17 protein-coding genes are annotated in these 19047 nt (G+C 39.6%); 9 read left to right on the top strand and 8 right to left on the bottom strand.

The genetic code is table 11. The features are described from left to right. Nucleotides 1-407 precede the first annotated feature (407 nt). The 4 genes from K2W90_06165 to K2W90_06150 form a co-directional block, all read right to left on the bottom strand. Nucleotides 408-1154 (bottom strand): hypothetical protein, encoded by a 747-nt coding sequence (locus tag K2W90_06165; protein MBY0353920.1) that lies wholly within the window; start codon nt 1152-1154, stop codon nt 408-410. Nucleotides 1155-1208: 54 nt separating this feature from the next. Then, nucleotides 1209-2159: a hypothetical protein gene (locus tag K2W90_06160; protein MBY0353919.1), complete on the bottom strand. Its 951-nt coding sequence runs from the start codon at nt 2157-2159 to the stop codon at nt 1209-1211. A 152-nt stretch (nt 2160-2311) separates the two neighbouring features. Continuing rightward, nucleotides 2312-2836: an FKBP-type peptidyl-prolyl cis-trans isomerase gene (locus tag K2W90_06155; GenBank protein ID MBY0353918.1), complete on the bottom strand. Its 525-nt coding sequence runs from the start codon at nt 2834-2836 to the stop codon at nt 2312-2314. A 19-nt stretch (nt 2837-2855) separates the two neighbouring features. Then, nucleotides 2856-4430: a leucyl aminopeptidase gene (locus K2W90_06150; GenBank protein ID MBY0353917.1), complete on the bottom strand. Its 1575-nt coding sequence runs from the start codon at nt 4428-4430 to the stop codon at nt 2856-2858. A gap of 169 nt (nt 4431-4599) precedes the next feature. On the opposite strand from K2W90_06150, the gene K2W90_06145 reads away from it, so the two are divergent. After that, complete coding sequence (locus tag K2W90_06145) at nt 4600-5823, top strand: YheC/YheD family protein (protein MBY0353916.1); 1224 nt, start codon at nt 4600-4602, stop codon at nt 5821-5823. 47 nt (nt 5824-5870) lie between these two features. Here the strand turns inward: K2W90_06145 and K2W90_06140 are convergent, their stop codons facing one another. Continuing rightward, a complete protein-coding gene (locus tag K2W90_06140; protein ID MBY0353915.1) occupies nt 5871-7253 on the bottom strand; it encodes a hypothetical protein in 1383 nt (460 codons plus the stop codon). 218 nt (nt 7254-7471) lie between these two features. On the opposite strand from K2W90_06140, the gene K2W90_06135 reads away from it, so the two are divergent. Next, nucleotides 7472-9658, top strand: coding sequence for a hypothetical protein (locus K2W90_06135; GenBank protein MBY0353914.1), 2187 nt, complete (start codon nt 7472-7474; stop codon nt 9656-9658). Here K2W90_06135 and K2W90_06130 read toward each other — a convergent pair. Continuing rightward, nucleotides 9594-10040 carry a cytidine deaminase gene (locus tag K2W90_06130; GenBank protein MBY0353913.1) on the bottom strand — a complete coding sequence of 149 codons (447 nt, stop codon included), beginning with the start codon at nt 10038-10040 and terminating at the stop codon, nt 9594-9596. The two genes, K2W90_06135 and K2W90_06130, sit on opposite strands and share 65 nt — an antisense overlap. A 92-nt stretch (nt 10041-10132) precedes the next feature. Here K2W90_06130 and K2W90_06125 point away from each other — a divergent pair, with 92 nt between their 5' ends. Next, the gene (locus K2W90_06125) at nt 10133-11437 is read left to right on the top strand and encodes a hypothetical protein (protein MBY0353912.1); all 1305 of its coding nucleotides are present in this window, start codon (nt 10133-10135) and stop codon (nt 11435-11437) included. Between the two features lies 1 nt (nt 11438). Here the strand turns inward: K2W90_06125 and K2W90_06120 are convergent, their stop codons facing one another. After that, a complete protein-coding gene (locus K2W90_06120; protein ID MBY0353911.1) occupies nt 11439-12776 on the bottom strand; it encodes a hypothetical protein in 1338 nt (445 codons plus the stop codon). Then, on the bottom strand, nt 12773-14005 hold the full coding sequence (locus K2W90_06115) for a hypothetical protein (protein ID MBY0353910.1): 1233 nt from the start codon (nt 14003-14005) through the stop codon (nt 12773-12775). Before K2W90_06115 ends, K2W90_06120 begins: the two co-directional genes overlap by 4 nt. Nucleotides 14006-14119: 114 nt before the next feature. Here K2W90_06115 and K2W90_06110 point away from each other — a divergent pair, with 114 nt between their 5' ends. From K2W90_06110 to K2W90_06085, 6 genes are all read left to right on the top strand, one after another. Next, entirely contained in the window at nt 14120-15703 is a 1584-nt protein-coding gene (locus tag K2W90_06110) for a hypothetical protein (protein ID MBY0353909.1), read from the top strand. 75 nt (nt 15704-15778) lie between these two features. Continuing rightward, the gene (locus tag K2W90_06105; GenBank protein MBY0353908.1) at nt 15779-16735 is read left to right on the top strand and encodes a hypothetical protein; all 957 of its coding nucleotides are present in this window, start codon (nt 15779-15781) and stop codon (nt 16733-16735) included. Between the two features lie 9 nt (nt 16736-16744). Beyond that, on the top strand, nt 16745-17257 hold the full coding sequence (locus tag K2W90_06100; protein ID MBY0353907.1) for a ferritin: 513 nt from the start codon (nt 16745-16747) through the stop codon (nt 17255-17257). A 24-nt stretch (nt 17258-17281) separates the two neighbouring features. Then, nucleotides 17282-17875, top strand: coding sequence for a cysteine dioxygenase family protein (locus K2W90_06095; protein ID MBY0353906.1), 594 nt, complete (start codon nt 17282-17284; stop codon nt 17873-17875). Nucleotides 17876-17899: 24 nt separating this feature from the next. Next, on the top strand, nt 17900-18385 hold the full coding sequence (locus tag K2W90_06090; GenBank protein ID MBY0353905.1) for a hypothetical protein: 486 nt from the start codon (nt 17900-17902) through the stop codon (nt 18383-18385). Nucleotides 18386-18403: 18 nt separating this feature from the next. Beyond that, nucleotides 18404-18985: a YbhB/YbcL family Raf kinase inhibitor-like protein gene (locus K2W90_06085; protein MBY0353904.1), complete on the top strand. Its 582-nt coding sequence runs from the start codon at nt 18404-18406 to the stop codon at nt 18983-18985. Nucleotides 18986-19047 lie beyond the last annotated feature (62 nt).

The raw sequence follows: 19047 nt of genomic DNA, 5'->3' as shown, positions 1-19047 counted from the left end.
AGTATTAATCAGTAATTAGTACGCATACAATAAGTCCCCAGCGTTTGTATAAAAACGATAGCAATATGAGGACGTAAAATATGCGCAGCAGAAAGATAGAACCCCGTCTAGGGCCCCCGTGGAATTTTTTTGACAGAGTGTGGTGGTCAAAACACCTATTTTAGTTTGCATATTGTAATTATAGCATACTTTCAGGTAAAAACAAGGGCTTTCTTGGGCCTAAACCTGGCATTAGTCACTAAAAAAAGAGGCCATACCTGCTGGTACAGCCTCTTTTAGAGAAAAATAATATTCAAAAGATAAGTCGTAAAAATGGCTTAATTAAGCGTTTTTTTCTGCTGTTAGAGCACATGCCTTTGCAATGTTAGTCTCAAATTCAAGATCAGCATTTTTTCAACAACGGTTTTTTACGCAAACAGTTCAGCTAACGTTCTTGTCATTATCACACGAGACTGTGCGGTTTCTAGTCCTTTTACCGCCTCATCAAAAAGTGCATAGACACAAGCATCTTTGAATAAAGCTTCATTAGGTTTTACTTCGCCCCATTTGTGGGCATGACGGGCATAGGCTTTTATAATTTCTTCCGGGGTTTCTTTGTGAAGAGCGTCTACACAGCGTGCATATTCTTCTTGGCAGGGTGCGTAGTGCTCTGGCTCTATCACAAGACTGTTATTTAGTTTTTCGCATTCGAGTAAAGCTTGAGCATGTTTTGCTTCAGCTTCTAGCCTTTGGCCATAAGCCTGCGCAGCTTGAGTAGCAGTTTTTTCGTTGAGGTCTAGCGCACAGAGCGTTTGTACATTTTTTGGCAAAATATCAAGAAGCGAACCTTGTGAAACAGCTTCATCAAGTCTGAGCTTACGAGCAATATTTGGCGCGCGCTTAACAAATTCATGACGAACGTTATTAAGCTTTATTTGTCTTAGTTCTTCGCATACCTCACTGATTTTGTTGCCATCAAATTCAAGATCGGCAGGATTGGCATTGATTGGGTTGGAGATGCCCCCTTGTTTCAAAACTTTGTAAAGCATTTCTAGCGGCGCGCCAAAAATGGCGGCAGTAGTCACTGCGCAGATTGCTGGCATAGTGCAACGGGCATTGTTTGTAGCCAGGGTAGCAATAAGTGCTGCAGCGGCAAATAATCTAGTAAGTTTCATAAGAACGTCCCCTAAAAAAATCCCCAACTACAAGTAACGTTGAACAATAAATAATTATACTATCACGCAATCATTGTCTTCATGCCGCAGATCAACTTTTCCTTTTTTGCATGTTTTAGCAAGTCGCTTGCAGTCTTTTGACCAATTCAAGTCTGATGGTGGGCAGTGTTTGTCTAAGTTTGGGCACACCCGTTGTATACAATCTTTTTGTACATCTTCGATTACTTTTTTGTCGGCGCCGCACAGCATGACTGGATGAGTGTTTTTGTTCGGATCAAATGATAGTATGTCTTTGCATTGTGCGTAATCATGTTTTTCACGGTTTAGTTTGTATTGATTTTTTACCCACTTATCAAACTTCGCACTTTTTTCTTTTGTGATTTCAGCGTTCTTTTTGCCTTTGTTGATGCGGCTTATTTCTGTATTGATAAATGCATAAAACGTAGGAAAGACTTCTTGCGTGTTGTTTTTAGTCTTTGTAGTCTCTGTGTGAGTTTTATTTTTTGCAGGAAAAAATGGATTGATTGCGTGGTAATTACGCAGTTGATTGAGCGCTTTGTTGTAGGTAGTTTGGCAGAAGTCTTCAAAGTGTGGTTGCGGTGATGTTTCTTGCGCCTTTCCTTTTTTTAGCGCTTTCTCATGTTGCTTTACCGCACTTGTGTATTTTTTGAGACCTTTTTTATATGTCTCTTCATATGCCTGCACAAGCTCATTATGATTCATGTTTTTAGCAAGATTGAGTGCGCAGAGATCTTTTGCTTCTTCAGGTAGCAGGTCAGAAGCAAACTCGCGTTCTTCAAGGTCGTTACACATGGTAAGCACTTGGGTGTTGTTTGCATGCAAAGTATCTTTCATGAATTGGTTGTACCATTCAAGAGCTTGAGCAAATGGCAAAGAAAGAATTATAGCGCCAACAGCAAGTGTTGTGCTTGAAGTGCCATGAACATGATTGGTTGTTAATGTGGCACAAAGTGCTACAACAGCAATAATGCGACTGAGCTTCATAAGAATGTCCCCTAGAAAGTCCCCCTGAAAAATTAATTCGTATGATTAGCTTACCAGGTCGCGTTTTTGCCGTCAAAAGGCTAAATAATAGACAAATAGAAAAGGGGCTTTGCGTTGCCGCAAGGCCCCTTTTTGCTTAAATAAGCTACTTTTTACGCTATTTTGCGCAGTTCTACTTCAAAAAGAAGGGTTGAATTTGGCGGGATTACGTTGCCAGCGCCATTTTTGCCGTATGCCAAATGTGGCGGGATTGAAACAAGGCGTTTTTCGCCAACCTTCATATCCAACAGGGTTTGGTCCCAGCCAGCAATAACTTGGCCAATACCAACAACAAATCTGAACTCTTCGCCGCGGTCAACGCTGCTATCAAATTTTTTGCCTTTTTCGTAAGTAGGGCCATTGCCATTATTTTTGTCCAGCCAGCCGGTATAATGAACAATAACTTCTTGGCCTCTGGTTGGCTTTGCGGCGTTATCGGCTGCTTTTTCTATAATTTCGTACGATAGTCCTGAGTCTAGTTTTACCACGGGGCTTTCCTTTGTGTTTGATTCTGTTGTGTTTTGTGTTTTATTTTCTTTGTCGCAGCCAACGCATTCAGGGCCTTTGTTGCTGCAGCTTGATAATGTTGTACAACATAAGCCTACCGCAAGTAATTTTTTGAACAACTTATTTTTCATAATCTGGCTCCTTTTAGTATTATTTTTGATAATGTAACACAAGGTCGGTCAAAAGACGTACGCCAACGCCGGTTGCGAATTTTTTGTTCAAGTAGCTGACGTTGTCGACATCTTTTGCTGTTCCTGCGATATCTAAATGTGCCCATGGCGTATTTTCAACAAAGTTTGCAAGGAAATGAGCAGCGATGCTTGCTCCCGCTCCAAAGCCACCGGTAGCAATGTGTTTGAAGTCTGCATGGTCTGATTCTATACCTTTTTTGTAGTCATTGGTCATTGGCAGCTCCCACAGGCGTTCACCAGAAATTCGTGCTGCGTTGAAGAGGTGATCTTTAAGATTTTGGTTAGTACTCATTATACCAGAAAAATGGTGTCCAAGGGCAATTATGCAGGCGCCGGTTAATGTTGCAACGTCAATAATAGCATCTGGTTTATAAATTTTTTCTGCGTAGCTTAAACCGTCTGCCAAAATATTGCGGCCTTCAGCGTCGGTATTCAAAATTTCGCCGTGCTTGCCGTTAAAGAACGTAATAATGTCTTGTGGGCGGTATGCTTCGCTACCCGTTTTGTTTTCTACTGCTGGGGCAATTGCTATCACATTAACGTTTGGTTTAAGTTGAGCGATGGTGAACACCGTGCCAAGCACTGCTGCAGCGCCGCACATATCATACTTCATCCCCAACATATTCTCAAAGGATTTTAGGTTAACACCGCCGGTGTCAAATACAACGCCTTTACCTACCAATGCAATCGTTGGTGCATCTGGATCTGTTGCGTGATATTCAACAATAATAAAGCGACATTCTGACGATGAACCTTTGCCAACGGCTACCACGCCATTTAGGCCCAGTTCTTCAGCTTGTGCACGGTCAAACACGGTGCAAATGCAGTCATATTGTTTTGAGAGTGCTTGTGCTTGTTCTGCCAAAAAGATTGGAGTAACTACGTTTGGTGGGCCGTCTGACCAGGTGCGAATAGTGTTGGTCATAGAGCCAATAACATTGCCTTGCCACACGGCATCGGCAATATCGTCGTTTGCGTCTGCAGTAACCAGCGTAAGTGTATGGTCAACATGTTTGTAGTCGCTTTTAAATTCGGTGTATTGATAGTCGGTTAATAATGCTGCAATAGTTGTTTGTTTTGCAATATCTGCAGCTGGTAGCGATGAGTTTGTTGGTATACGTAGCATTGCTGCTGGAATTTTTTTTGCTTTCAGCTCATTAACAATTTTTCCTGTTGCGCGGCGTATTTCTTCCATGCCGACTTCATTGTTTTGGTCGGTGCCGGTGCCTGCAAATATAAAATGATGAAGCGCGTTATTGACAGGTGCCGAAATGCAATGAAAGTCTCCAGCTTTTCCTTTAAATTCTAGATCGTTAAGAAGTGTGACAATATCTTTGCTCAGTGCTGCTTCTAGATTCAAAGTTTGCTGTGTTGCCAAAAGATCGTTGTCCATTTGGAAGTTTTCTTTGAGCATAAAACAGGTTGCTTGGTGGGGTGTTTGTGCTGTGTTGTTTGTTACGTCAACACTGATAGCAAATGCTACATTTGATGCTATGCAAAAGAACATGCCTAGCAATAAAAGACGTGCATTCATACGTTTTCCTCTCTCCTAAAAAAGGTTAAATAATAGTGCGTTGTTCAGGAGCGTAACGTCTTTTAATGTTATGATCAAGAAATATTTTGTGTCGTCACATGCGTGTTTTTTTGTGTTATAACTAGCCAAAGAGGAGTAAGTTTTTGTACAAAAAAAGGAGAAAAAAGTAATGAGAAAAATAACGAGCATATTGTTTTTTTTTGTTGTCGTTGGCTCTGTGTCTGCTCAGATTGAGCAGGCATTACCAAGTACGCTTATGAGTAAGTTACATAAAAAATTCTTAAACTATCGAACTGGGATAAAAGCTGATATTTCTTGGCTTATTGCCGATTTAAAGTTTAAAGATGGTAAAGTAAAAATTTGTGAATTTGGCGAAGGAACGCGCTCCCGCTACAAAGGGCATGATGCTATGCATGGTAAGGGAACAATGTGGAAGTTTTTTTGGGACTATCTCAAGCAGTTTAACCTACCGCCTTACTACATTGGCCCCGCTATTTTTAGTGTTGATGATCGTCGAGAAATTCGTTTCGAACAGTTATCGGAGCTGGGTGGTAAGACTATGTATCGCACTGCTGATCTTGCGCATGTGGCACCATTTAAAAGTCATAAAAGAAAAAATAATTGCCTAACTTTGGCAGATCATACAGGGCTTTTAATGTTTAGGCATATCGACGCGTCTGGTGCTTCAATTTTAGATTTTAAAAACAGGAATCGCGATTTACTTGTTTTAAACGCTGCTGTAGCGCCTTTTGTTAATAGTAAATATTTAACGAATATCTTATTTTTAGAAGAGGAATTTGCGCCGTACAAACCAAAATTTGTTTTGTGTAGTAAAGAATATTCTTCAGACCTAGCAGAAAAAATTCATAAAAAATTGGATTGCCAGCGTTATGTTATCAAACCGCTGTATGAGTTTAAAGGCCGCGGTATTATTATGGCAGACCAAGAAGATTTAGACACCGTGTTGCAGTGCATGCTTGATAAAAATAGTCTGCAGGAAGAAAAAAATAAAAAAATGTATGCGAGTGATCGAGAACTTTTTGATTTTTGGCATAAGAGTAAAAAGCAGCATTTTTTAGTTGAAGAGTATTGCCCATCAAATATTATGACCATAAAAGATTCTGTGTATGACCCAACTATGCGGCTGGTTTTTACGCTGCATTATGATCAGGGTCAGGTACACATAACCTATTTAGATGCTTTTTGGAAAATTCCAACAAGGTCTCTTGATCGTACCAATTGTAGCTTAACGCAGCGTTGCAAATCAAAGGGCACTATTCCTGCCATGGTAAGTGACGACGATTATCGAGCGGTAAAGGCTCAGTTTGATGCTTTTATGCCGTCGTTATATAAAAAAATGATTGACTTAATTAATGGTGATGTAACGCTTTAAAAAAAGAGAGGCCCCATCACAAGAATATGACGGGGCCTCTCTTTTTTTTAGCTTATATTGTCTGATGTCAAAATTTCTTTTTGATATTCGGTTTCAAGTTCGTTTACTATTTTTTCTTGTTCACGTGCAACTTTAGGACCATAGTATTTGGTTAACATTTTCCAATAAACGTGAGGCAAGACTGGTTTTAAAATAGTATAAATCTCTGTTAAGTCGTTTATGTTTACTTGTAAGCCGAGCGATTCGTAGTGATTTGGTGCGTGTTTTGAAATATGCTTTTCACGGAATGTTCCCTTTTCTATCAGTGATTTTACTGGACGCTTCCAATAAGCATTAATAAATTTGGTGTAAATTTTACCTTCATGATAATGCTGGGTAAAAATAATGCGCATAGTTGCATCGTATGGCTTACTATTGACGGTAATAGGTTTTGAACTTACATATTCTTCAACAAGAAAATGTGGGTTGCGATCATGTTTCCAATAACTGGTAGTGAGTGGGTTATAGGGATTATAGGAATATGTTTCGCTTATTTTTTCTGGTTTGTAATCTTCCAAAATTAATTTCAATGTTGCATCAAGGTCTTTGGATTTTACCATCAAGATGCCGTTTCCTTTTCCTGAATTAATGGGTTTAATAACGTAATGTTTGCTGCCTATTTGGCTTATAATATTGTCTGCAAGTGTTGGGGTGTAGATCTTTGGATAGATAACGCGCTTTGGTCGATAATTGGCAAGATTTGGTTCATCGAAAAGATCGTCTGTTGCTTTTTTATTTGTTACAAAATTTTTGGCAGCTGTGTTAACAACTAAAAATTGTGGATATTGTTTTCTGAATTTTTCAACAGCTTGTGTATCGCGTTCGCGAGTGACAATAATACCTTTGTAGCTATAAATTTTTTGTGGGGTGTCGCTGTTGGTTCGTTTTCTTGCCAGAGCTTTAAAGAAAATATTACCTTTGATTTGGTTGAGTGATGGAGCTAGATAACCGCCGAGTGTTTGTAATACCCGTGCACCAATGTACGGTAGTCTGCCATAATAATATCCTGCATACCACATAGGCAGTTTAAATTGTTTAAGATAGTACCAAAAATCTTCCCATACTCTTCCTATGCCCAAGGTGTGGTCAAGAACCTTAAAGCCTGAGATGCCCCCATCGCCATATTCAAGAATTTTTACTTGATGGTCATCTGTATATTTGATGTCGATAATCATAAATGATATGTCTGCAGGAATAGAATTTTCTGGCGTATCATTATCAAATAGTTGATTTGGTAGAAGGCTTTGCTTAACATATCTTTTTGGAATTTCTTCCAAGAAGTTATTAACGCTTACGCAATACTCAAAAGGAGAAAAATCTACTTTGGCCCCTGCTTGGTGTGTTATGCAACACAACGATAACAAGAGGGCTCTGTAGTGCATTTTTTTCATATCATATTTCCTTTCTAAAAAACAGATGATCTATTTTCTCTTTTTTATAGGTACATGGTATGAAATGTTATGAAAGAGGGTCAATGATCTTAAAATAATAAATGAAGAATGTTATTTTGGCAGAGTCTTGATTTAAAAAATCATTTTTTGTTACGATAGCAATGCTTCTGTCTGACTAAATTGAATAATGTTCAAGAAGTCTTTGGGGAGGGTAGAGAATGAAAAAGATGGTATGGGTAGTTTTTATTTTTTTCTGTACTGGAGGACTTTTTGGTCATGAAGTATCAGTACGAAAAAATCTTTTAAAAGTACGTCCCGAGCTTTGCGTTTTTTTAAAAACTGGCGTGCCTGTTGTGTTAGTTGATGCACCTGAGTACGCTAAAGCGGCCTGTTTGCAGGGAGTAGTTTCTTTATATCATGCGGCAGACATTTCCGATGTAGTTGTTGCAGTAAATCTTGCCTACAGTTTGCATTTTGCTTCTTTGTTAGAACAAGATGATGAGCAAACAGCGCAGCGACATGTTTTGTATGAGTTACTTTCTAAGCATTATGCCTTAAGTTATTTAAGTTCGTTTTCTAGCCAAGAGCAAGAGCGATATCAAGAAATAATTGGTAATGAATCTTCACTTGAAAAACGGCTTGTTATTGATTTTAAAAATCTTGTTAACAATAATGCAGGCGCTCCAGAAAAAGCTCAGCTGATTGGTGCATATCTTTTTGAGCATTATGACTATGCGCCTGAGTTTGAAGCTCCTATTAAAATGGCAGTGCAGCAGGCTGTTGACGTACTGCCATTGGCCATTCCCGCTCAGATTCTTATGACGCAAGGTGGCGATGATCGTTTGTTTGTTTCGCCGCAAACGGGTTTAAATAAATATTACACATCGCCATTACCTACAACTGATGTGATAATGCGCTCCAGTTGTACCAGTAGTTGTCCAACAATGCATGCGTACAAGCGCACTGAGTTGATGCGTCGTGGACTTTTGAAGAAGGCGTTATCGTCAAATCTTGAACAATGTTTCGATCAGGCGATGCAAAACTTACGTGCGCGGCTTAAAAATTATTTCCATGTTGAGAACAGTTGTGCGGTTACTACGCCCTCGGGTTCAGACGCCGAAATGATTATTACGCTTTTGGCGCTGGTGCGTCATCCGTTCTGGCAAGCTGGTATGTACACTGGTAATAAGCCCTTAGTAACTACTATATTAACGGCTTCTGGTGAAGTTGGTAGCTTGTCGTATCTTGGTGCAACCTGTACTCATTTGTCCAGTTACTTGCCCAGTGGTGGGTGCACGCATGCTGGAACAAGTCTTGCGGGGGTTCCTTTACAAGTGGTGCAGGGAATTCAAATTGGTGCTCGTAATAAGATTGATGGCAGTGTTAGCTTATTAGCCGATGTTGAGAAACAAATTGAAGATTTGTTGGCACGTGTTATTGGTGAAGAAAACCAAATTGCAGTTGTGCATTTGGTTCATTTTTCTAAAACGGGTCTTTCAGTACCATCGTTTGATTTTGTTAAACGCATGAAAAATATTTATGGCAAAAAGCTGGTCGTAATTGTTGATGCCGCGCAATCGCGGTGTGACGATAATCTGATTCGTACTTATTTGGACGAACAGTTTAATGTTTTTATTACCGGCTCAAAATTTTTTGCCGGTCCGCCATTTTCTGGCTTAGTGTTACTTGCTCGTGATGATGCGCAAGAGTTTATGAGTGTTGGTAACGCTGCACAGGTACCCGTAAGTTTTGGTGATTATTTTACCAGTTACGATGCTGATGTTGATTTGCAAGCTTTGCGTGCAGCTTTTGCCAAGCGTAGTAATTATGGTTTGTGGTTACGGTTGGAAGCGGTGTGTGCTGAAATGGAGCGTTTTTCATTACTTGAGAGTGCATTGCGGGACCAAGTAATTGTGCAATGGGTAGCGGGTGTCAAGTCGCTGGTACGCAGTAATAACTATCTGCGTTTGCTTGAGGAAAAAATATCAGATAACAAATCTTGTGATGTGCCTTTACTTGGTCAAAGCAACTCGGTTATTTCGTTATTGGTTGTGCTGGATGATGGTACGCTGCTTGATTTTAGTGCTTTACAGTCTGTTCATTACTGGCTAACACAAGACATTTCAGCTGCCTTGCCTGCAAGTGCTACTGCAGACGAAATTGATCTTTGTCGGCAAAAATTTCTTATTGGTCAGCCGGTTAAGTTAACAAGCGTTGGTAACGAATGTGCTGCGCTGCGCATTGCGTTAAGCTCTGCTATGATTTGTGCTATGGCACAAACACCGAATATTGATAATGTTTGTGCCATACTTGAAGATGATGAACGAATTATGCACAAGCTTACAATAATTGCGCGGTATTATCCTTTTTTGCAGGAATCTCTTGGTCAGTTTGGAAAGAAGTAAAAGCTTTGGGTAAAAATTCAGCAAGTGTTTGCTCGGCAGTTGTATAAAGATCTTCGGTAATAATTTTCAAATCAAGGCCAAATTCTGCCATAAACTGGCGGCATATGCCACAAGGGTAAGTATGTTTGTTGTGTGATGCAACGATAGCAATTGCTTCAAAAGATCGTTGGCCTTCCGATAGCGCTTTTACAAAAGCAGTACGCTCAGCACATATTGCTGCTCCGTACGACGCATTTTCTACGTTGCAGCCGGTATAAATAGAACCATCTTTTGCCAATAATGCTGCACCAACGTGAAAGTTAGAGTAGGGTGCGTAGGCCTTGTGCTGTGCTTCTTTTGCTTTGTTCAAAAGTGTGCGGTGATTAATCATTTTTTTAGCCATAGTTTTAGTGCTTTTAAAGACTGTTGATTTTGACAAGGTTTTTTTAATACCATGCAATGGTAATAGTTGTCAATCATAAAAAGGAGCATGTCATGGTTTTTTTTCTAGCTCTCGTTCTGTCGCTTTTCTTTTCCAGTAATTTTTGTGCAAAATTGCCTAAGCGTATGCATCATGCTTTGCCTGTTCATATGCAAGCGCTCCTTGATGACACACTAGTAACTAACGTTGATGCTAAAGTTAGAAATGGTCTTAAAGCAGATATTTCTTTTTTGGGCATTGATATGAAGTATCGTGATGGTGTGCTTAAGGTATGCGAATTTGTTGAAGGAAAAAACGCTTCAGCATTAACTAGTGAAGCCATGGTCAATGGTGTTGCGACAAAGCTAACAGCTCCTTACTGGATTTTCTTTTGGCATTATTTAAGTCAGTTTGATTTGCCTGTGTGGTATATTGGCAAAAATCCTGCAAAAAATGTTATTTGTGATCATAGTGTTACGTTGTCAGAAAAGCTTTATTGGGATGACTTTTTGCGCATGGGTGGTCGCTATGCTTCTAGTATTCCCAACTTAAAAAAAGATGTTGTTTTTCTTGAGTGTCTTCTTACTCAAGAGCAACTACGTGATATAAAAGTTGATCAATTTTCTGGTTATCAAGGTTTAGTAATTTATGGTTATCGTGATGATCGTTTTTCTGAAAATAATCTAGCCATTGCAGCTTTTAAAAAGCAGTACCCACAATTTCTTGTTCTTGATGCTGCCACAACTCCCTTTGCAACGAGTAAAAAACGAGCACGAGAATTGTTTGAAGGCAAGGTGCTAGAACAATTTAGACCTCGTTGGGGTTTGCACAAGAAAAAGTATACCAAAGAGTTAGTCAGCGATATTTTAAAAAGTTTAAAGAGTGAATATGTGGTGATAAAGCCGCTTAATTCTGGTCGCAGTAATGGTGTTATTATTACTCATCGCGAAGAGCTTGACGCAACATTGAAGAATATTTTTAGTTCCAAACGTTATGCATTTAATCATCGACCAAAAGAATCGAGTACGTACGAATATTGGAAGGGTGATACGAATAAATTTTTTATTGCAGAAGAGTTTTGCCAATCAAAAACTATAGAAGTTTATGACCAACCTTACGATCCAACTATGCGTATGTTTTGTATTATGCGTTATGATAATGGCAAAATTTATACAACCATTCTGCCTGGTTTTTGGAAGGTCCCGCCAAAATCTTTAACAGAAGAGGGAACCTTTACTGAAAAGCATAAAACGGTTCCAACTCGCAACAACAAGCTGAGAGGTATTCAAATTGATCCAACTGATGTGAAAGGTGCTCGTACCTTGCTTAAAAAAATGTTGCCACAAGCTTATTTAAAAATGTTGCAGCAGCGGGTATAAATTATCTTGCTAAATAATCTTGTTTGGTTGTTTCGTAATTTTTGAGTATCTCAGTATAGATTTTTGGCCCTGCTGCGTTCATGATTTGCTCCATCATGGCAAAATCTTCAGGATCTATTTGGAGGCCACAAAACTCAGCAGGGAGTCCGAGTGTGACATGTTTTAATACAAGATCGCCAACTTTGTTGAGTGGTATTTGCGGCGTTTTCCAGCCGCCACCCAACAGCGTAAATGAAATACTATTGCGTTCGTGACTTATGATAAAAGCTAAGCGTAGTGTTGGATTATACTCGTTGCCGTTTATTGTTAACGTTTGTGATTGCATAAACTCTTCAACAATAAACGAATCGCTTTTGTTGTTCTGCCAATAATCAATATTTTTTTGACCTGTTCTTTTATGTTTTTGTTTTGGCTCAAAAAGAAGCTTAAGTGTTGCGTCAAGATCATCTTTTGATACAATAGTCACCCCTCCGCTCCATGTGCCGTCAGTTGGTTTTATAACATACATGTCTCGCTCAAATTCTTCAATAATTTCAGTTGCTAAGTCTGGCGTATAGATTTTTTTATAAACTTTCCACTGAGGTTTAAACTCTTGAGTTTCGGTATTTAAAAAGAGGCGTGCCATGAGATCTTTGTCGCCAGTAAACCATTGAGCACTATCATTGAGCCACAAAAAATTTGGATAATGTTGTTTAACGTTTTCTACAATTTCATAAGCTTGTTTAAAGCTTGTGCCAATACCAGGATTATAAATAATAAGTCCGCTATAATTGCTGATAGCAGATATATCTGCAATGTTTTTTTTGCTGCGCTCTATAAACAATGGATCCTGAACCAGATCGTCCAAACTTTTGTGATACGTGTAGCCTTCTTCAAAAAAACTATCAAAATCTAGAGCATTTGTTTTGCATGTTGGTCCCACAAACCAAATAGGGATATCAAATTGTTTTGTGTAAGCCCAAAACGCTTTCCAAAAAGGACAATATGCATCATATTTTTTTCCGTCAACAAGAACGTTGTACACGCTTGGAGATACGCCAGGTACTGGATTGAGTTCGCAAATTTTTAGTTTGCCCTTATTGTATTTTATGTCGGCACAAAAATAGGCAATGCTTGCTTTGATTGGTGAATTAATGTTGATTGGGACGGTGTACGTTCTTTTTAAAATTGATGCGATTGCTGCTTTGTCAAAGTAATTATCAGGATTTTTTGATTCTGTGACGTAATATTGTTCTAGTAATGGATTGCTTGGATGGTTGCCAGGATCAAAAAGCTCTTGTGCGTTGCATAGGTTTGTCTTTGTACATAAAATCAAAAATAATAAATTTATAAGTTTCATGATTTATGTTCCTTTCGTGCTTTGAGCATACCCAAATGCATGCGTGGCAACAGGTAGCCGAGTGATTTTTTTACTTGTGCCATGTCGCGGGGGCTGATTGGTATGCCAACATAAAAGGGCCCTTGAAAGGGAATGGTAACGTTTTTTTCAATTAACGAAGCATAAGGATCGTCAACTGATTTAAGTGGTATTTTCCAAAATCCACCAAACACGGTCAGAGAGATAACCCCCTTGTTGTTGGTAAGTCCAAACACAATGCGCATGGTTGGTTGGTAGCGCTTTTTGTTGCGTGTAATGAGGTGCGATGTAGCAAATTCTTCTACAATAAAGGCATCGCTTTTATCTCGTTTCCAATGGCTTAAAGAACGATGAGCGCTTGCTGGAATGGTATTATGATCTTGTAAAATGAGCTTAAGTCGTTCATCAAGATCTTCTTTTTTTATAATATTTACGCCGCGACTCTGCATAGATTTGAGCGGCTTAATAACTACAATATCACCAGGGAGATCGTGAGAAATTTTTTGTGCAAGATCAGGATAGTATTTTTTGGGATAAACACGCCAGGCGGGTTTAAATTCTTGTAGCCCGTTTTGCTCAAGGAGCTTTGCTGTTTCATGTTTTGCGGTATAAGAACGTGAGGCATCGTTGAGAAACAAAAAGTTGGGGTATTTTTTTTGAAAGTTTTTGCGATGTTGATAAGATTCGCCTGCGGGGCGGCGGTAAATGATAATGCCTGCGTGGTCTTGAATTGATGGATTATTTGGCAGTTGTTTTTTTGCCTGTTCCTGAAAGAGTAATTTTTTTTCTAAATCTTTTAAGCTGCGTGCACGCTTGCCGCCCAACGCTTTGAATGAGTGGTAGGTCATGCGGTTTTTTTCAGCAATCCACCCTACAAACCAAACCGGAATAGTAAATTTGCTCAAGTAGGGCCACAACACGTTCCAGTACGGCGATACCATTGTTTCTTGTTTGCCGCGAACAAAAACTTGTGAGTCGGTAAGTCCTGCATGCGTGCTGGTGCCAAGCTCACAAATTTTTATAGCGCCGTTGTTGCATTTAAAATCGATAAAAAGAAAGCTAATATCTGGTGCAAGATACGCTTGATTTTTTATGGTGAGATCAAATGTTTCGCATAATAGTGTATCGATGTTTTTGTTGTAGGCAGGAGCGCTTGAAATAGTGCCGGAACAAAGAAAAAATATTGTTAAAGCGATAATATATTGCTTCACAAAAGCCTTCCGATTTAAAACTATGTCAGAGATTGATGGTTAAAATTTTAAGATAGCAGTAGTTTTTGAAAAAAGAAGACATTTGTTGGTAACAAAAAAAAGAGGGAGTTGGTGATGCATACAAAACAGATAGTAGCATGGACTTTTGTAAGTTTGATAACAGTTCTTTCAGTGCGTGCAGACCGAGAAGATTTTATTGAGCAGGCGTGTGAGCTGTTGCGTGAGTATATTGCTGGTAACGAAAAAAAAGAGACGCCAGTGGTGGTGCCATTTGGTCCTGCTGCTTTGCAAAAAAAAATTGATCTGGCCATAGGTTTGCAGGGAAAAACTGAAGGACAATTACTTGATTTAATGACCAAATATTTAAAATATAGTGTTAGGACAAACCATAAAAAATTTTGTAATCAAACATTCTCTGGGTCTTCAGATGCTGCCGTGCTGGGTGAGGTTATAGCAGCGCTTTCAAATACGTCGATGTATACGTACGAAGCAGCACCAGTGGCAACATTGATTGAGGCAACGCTCTTAAACAAATTATGTTCGTTGGTGGGCTTTGAAAATGGTGAGGGTACGTTTGTTACCGGCGGCAGTAATGCAAACTTAGTAGCACTTTTGGCGGCGCGTAATGCCTTTTTGCCACGCGTTAAAGCAGAAGGGCTGTATCGCAATCGTGATGAGCTTGTGCTATTTGTTTCAGACCAAGCACATTACTCATTTCAAAAAGCTGCGCATGTGCTGGGGCTTGGAGAAAATAATGTAGTGCAAGTTGCTTCCAATGAGCAGGGCCGCATGCGGGTAGATGCGCTTGAAAACGCTATTCAAAAAACTTTAAATGATGGCAAAATTCCTTTTTTTGTTGCAGCAACAATTGGTACTACGGTGCTTGGCGCAATCGACTCACTTGTAGATATTGTGCCTATTGTACGCCAATACAATCTGTGGCTGCACGTTGATGCTGCCTTTGGTGGAGCTAATCTTTTGTCGGTATCGCGGCGTACCTTGCTTGCTGGTATTGAGCAAGCGCATTCAGTAGCGTGGGATTTTCATAAAGTTTTGTCGGTGCCGTTAATGTGTTCTGCTATTTTGTTTAATAAAGAAGGTATTTTGCAAGATCTTAACAAAGTGAACGGGACTGAATATATATTCCATGAAGGTACCGATAACTTTGATCTTGGTCATTTTTCGTTGCAATGCGGCAGGCGTGTTGATGCACTTAAATTGTGGTTAGACTGGCAAGCTCATGGTGACCGTGGCTATGAGCAAAAAATTGATTCATTAGTCAATTTGGCAGCATATGCGCGTCGTATTATTCAGGCAGAGCCTCTTTTGTATCTGATTTGCATGCCAGACTGGTTGCCGGTTTGTTTTCAGTATGTTCCAACTTATTTTTCTTTCGACAGTCAGCAAGACAGAAAAGATATAGATTTTTTTAATGTTGCCTTGCGCAAGCGATTAGTTCAGCGAGGGCGCTGGATGATTAACTATTCGTGGGTTAAAGAGCGCATTGTATTGAGACTTACCATGGTTAACCCGACATTGACCAGTAACGATGTTGATGATTTCTTTAACGAAGTTATGACGATTGGCAAAGAACTTGAAAAAGATTACTTAAATTCTTTTGGTAGAAGAGATAGTTCTAGTTTTGAGCGTCGCCACCAAAAGTTGATACGTAAGGCTTTGCTTGCAGTTGAAGAGTAATAATAACTTTAACGATTAAAAGATTTAAGGTACCCTGCCAGCGTAGATAGTTGTAGGTTTTTTTGAAAGGTTTGTATGGTTGCTGCTAGATTTTTATCGCTTTTTTTAGTAACGCTGGCTTTTTTCCCTTCGTGTTCTTTTTTTACCCATGAGAAGCACGATCTTGTGGCTGTTGATAGTTGTTCCACGGTTGTTGTTGACAAGGCCGGAAATCTTAATAAAGATCTGCTTGATTTGCTTGAGTTTATGAATGTTAAGCATGATGGTTCGTTAGTTGATGTTGTGGCAAAAACACAGGCCCAATGGTTGCGACAGGTGGGCAAAGAGCGTTGGGAAATGTCCGAACTTTTAGTAGCAAGACAGAATGAATTTTTATCTATTTTAGAGAGGCTTGGTTTTATTGCAGAGCAGCAACCCACTAAAAAAAGCTATGATTATGCATTACTTTTGGGAGCTACATTGTCTAGAGTACGGCTTCGCTTGGGCCATCTTGTTAAGTTGTGGAATCAGGGAATTCGTTTTGATAAACTGGTATTTCTTAGTGGCCAGCGTGCTTTAGAAAAAGATTTTGAGGGAGAAGATGCTTTATTGAGCCTTACTAACATAGATTTACCGATCAGAAAAGATTGGCAGTTTTTCGGCAGTCTTCCTAAAACTGAGATGGAGATGATGCGTTTTGTTTATGACCAGGCTGAAATTCCGGAACTTATGAGAGCTGTGTCAGTTACGTTTGTTGACAGTCCAATGAGGCAGCGTGTTGATGGCACGTGGGTTCGCCCAACAACGCTTGATACCATTAATGATTGGCTTGTCATGAGCCCGCAACATGGTTCGTGTTTGGTGTTGTCAAACCAGCCGTACGTTCTCTATCAACATTCAGTAGTACAAACGGCCTTGCCACAGGAATTTTATGTAGAAACCGTTGGGCGAGCGGTTGATGAAGAAGATAACAATAACGCAGTTTATTTAGATACTGTTGCTCGTTGGCTTTACCAAGAAAAAATACGTTTGGAACAAAAGAAAAACAACTAAGGAGTTTTTATGTCTGCACCATTGGTAACAAAATTTTCAGAAAAATGTGTTAAAGCAACCAATAATCAGATTAATGCAGAACTTACCGCTGGTTATGTGTACCACGCTTTGTCTATTTATTTTAGCCGACACGATGTAGCACTGCCCAACGTTGCAGCATTTTTTAAACGTTCAAGTGTTGAAGAACAAGAACACGCCGGCAAGTTGATTGACTATATTAGTCAACGTGGCGGGCATGTTATTTTGAGTGATATTCAAGCGCCAAAAGTTACGAGCGTGAGTTTGTTGCAAGCGTTTGAAAAAGCCCTTGCTCTTGAAAAAGAGGTACACAAAAAAATTATTGCTTTGCGTGAGCTTTCAGACAAAGAGGGAGAGTACCACTTTACCGCGTATTTGGAAGAAGAATTTTTAACTGAGCAAGTTCGTGCAGAGCATGATTTGGTGAGTTTTATAACCACCATCAAGCGCATGGGAACAGGCCTTGGCGAAATTTTGTTTGATCGTGAATTAGTAATAAAATAGTTGTTTTGAAAAAAGGAGATGGAGATGAGTAGGGAAGACGGAAACAAGGGCCAGTATCTTATTGAGCCTAGTTTTGAGATAAGCGAATTTATTGAGAAAATTAATAAATTATCGTATGACAATTTTCCAATTGATCAAATACTCAGACTTTTACAAAAAGAGGCTCCAACAATAGCAATGTTGGAGCCTTATATTTTTTTTTCTAATGCACGTTACACGCGTAATTTAATTCACAAAACATCAGACTTTGATCTTTTATTGTTGTGCTGGGGGCCAGGCCAGCACAGTCCGGTGCATGGGCACGAGGGGCAAAAATGTTGGATGAAGGTACTTGATGGTAAGCTTGAGTTTACCGATTATCAAGAAGAGCCACCCGGGGCTGAGCGTCTTTTGCGCAAGCAGGCCGTTAATATTGGTGAGCATGGCTATGTTGACGGGCCCGCTGGTATTCATGCCGTTGGGAATACTTTTGATATCCCTGCAATCTCGTTACATTTATATGCCCTTCCATTTGAGCAATGTGATATTTACGATCTTGATTTGAATGAAAAACATAAAGTTTCGCTTACGTATCACACGATTCACGGGAAAGTAGTAGCACCTGAAGTTTTACGTTAGTTGTTTTTTTAAGAAGGAGATGAGATGAAGAATTTGATGAAATTTTTTATGGTTGCTTGTTTTGTAACGGTTCAAGTTGAGGCACAGCTTGTGTTGCAAAATAGCGACGAACAAGAGTTGGTTCAGTTTGTTAAAAATCTTGAGCAAAAGGGCCTTTCTGAACAAGAAGTTGTGCAACACATCAATGAGCTTATGTTTGCTCATAGTAGTTCTCAAAAAATGCGTGCAACATTTTTTAGTGCTGGTTTTGTTGCTACGGCGCTTGTTTTGCTTGCTTTTTGGAAAGGTTCTGATCTCTTTGATACCTGGAAAAAAGAATATTTAGCAAAACATGTAACGGGATTGTCACAAGATAAGCAGCTTGAAGATAACATGAAAACGTTAGAAAGAGTTTTGTGCTGTACCTTTGCGCTTTCATCTGCTTTTGGATTAGGGGTTACGGCCGAGTGTTTATCAATAGTATGGGATCGTTATTGTAATGAAACAGACGATTTCTCAACCGCGCTTTAAACAAGAGGGGGAGGGATTATGGTAGTAGGTCGAAGAATAGTTTTTATTTTTTGTTTTTTGACAGGTTTTAATGCTCACACAGCGCACGATGCGCCGTCAATACAGGGAGAGGTTATGAACGTTGTGCAACAGGTTTTAACGGTAACAAGCTCAGCTTTTAAGGCTGGTGAGCCAATTCCGCCGCAGTATTCGTGTGATGGAGATAATAGATCGCCACAGCTTTTGTGGGACAATGCGCCACAAGAAACACAAAGTTTTGTCCTTTTTTGCGATGATCCCGATGCTCCGGGAAAAACGTGGGTGCACTGGGTAGCTTACAATATTCCTGCCAATTCAACCGGACTTGCAGAAAATATTGAGCAAGGCAAAGAAGAGTTTGCTAATGGTATGCGGCAGGGCAAGTCTGACTTTGGTAAAATTGGGTACGGTGGGCCATGTCCACCATCTGGCGTGCATCGCTATTTTTTTAAAGTATATGCGCTTTCAAAAAAACTTGATCTAGCTCCAGGTGCTACAAAAAAAGTTGTTGAAATGGCTATGCAAGGTTTAGTTATTGGCGCTGGGCAATTGATGGGAACTTACGCACGTTCTCGTGACTAGGGCTGCAAGAAGTCTCTTTTTTTAATAATTATTGAGCGTTCAAGGCTCTTTTTCTTATGCTT

It is taken from the genome of Candidatus Babeliales bacterium, assembly GCA_019749895.1.
GTDB lineage: Bacteria > Babelota > Babeliae > Babelales > RVW-14 > AaIE-18.
This window is presented reverse-complemented; position numbering and strand designations above follow the sequence as displayed.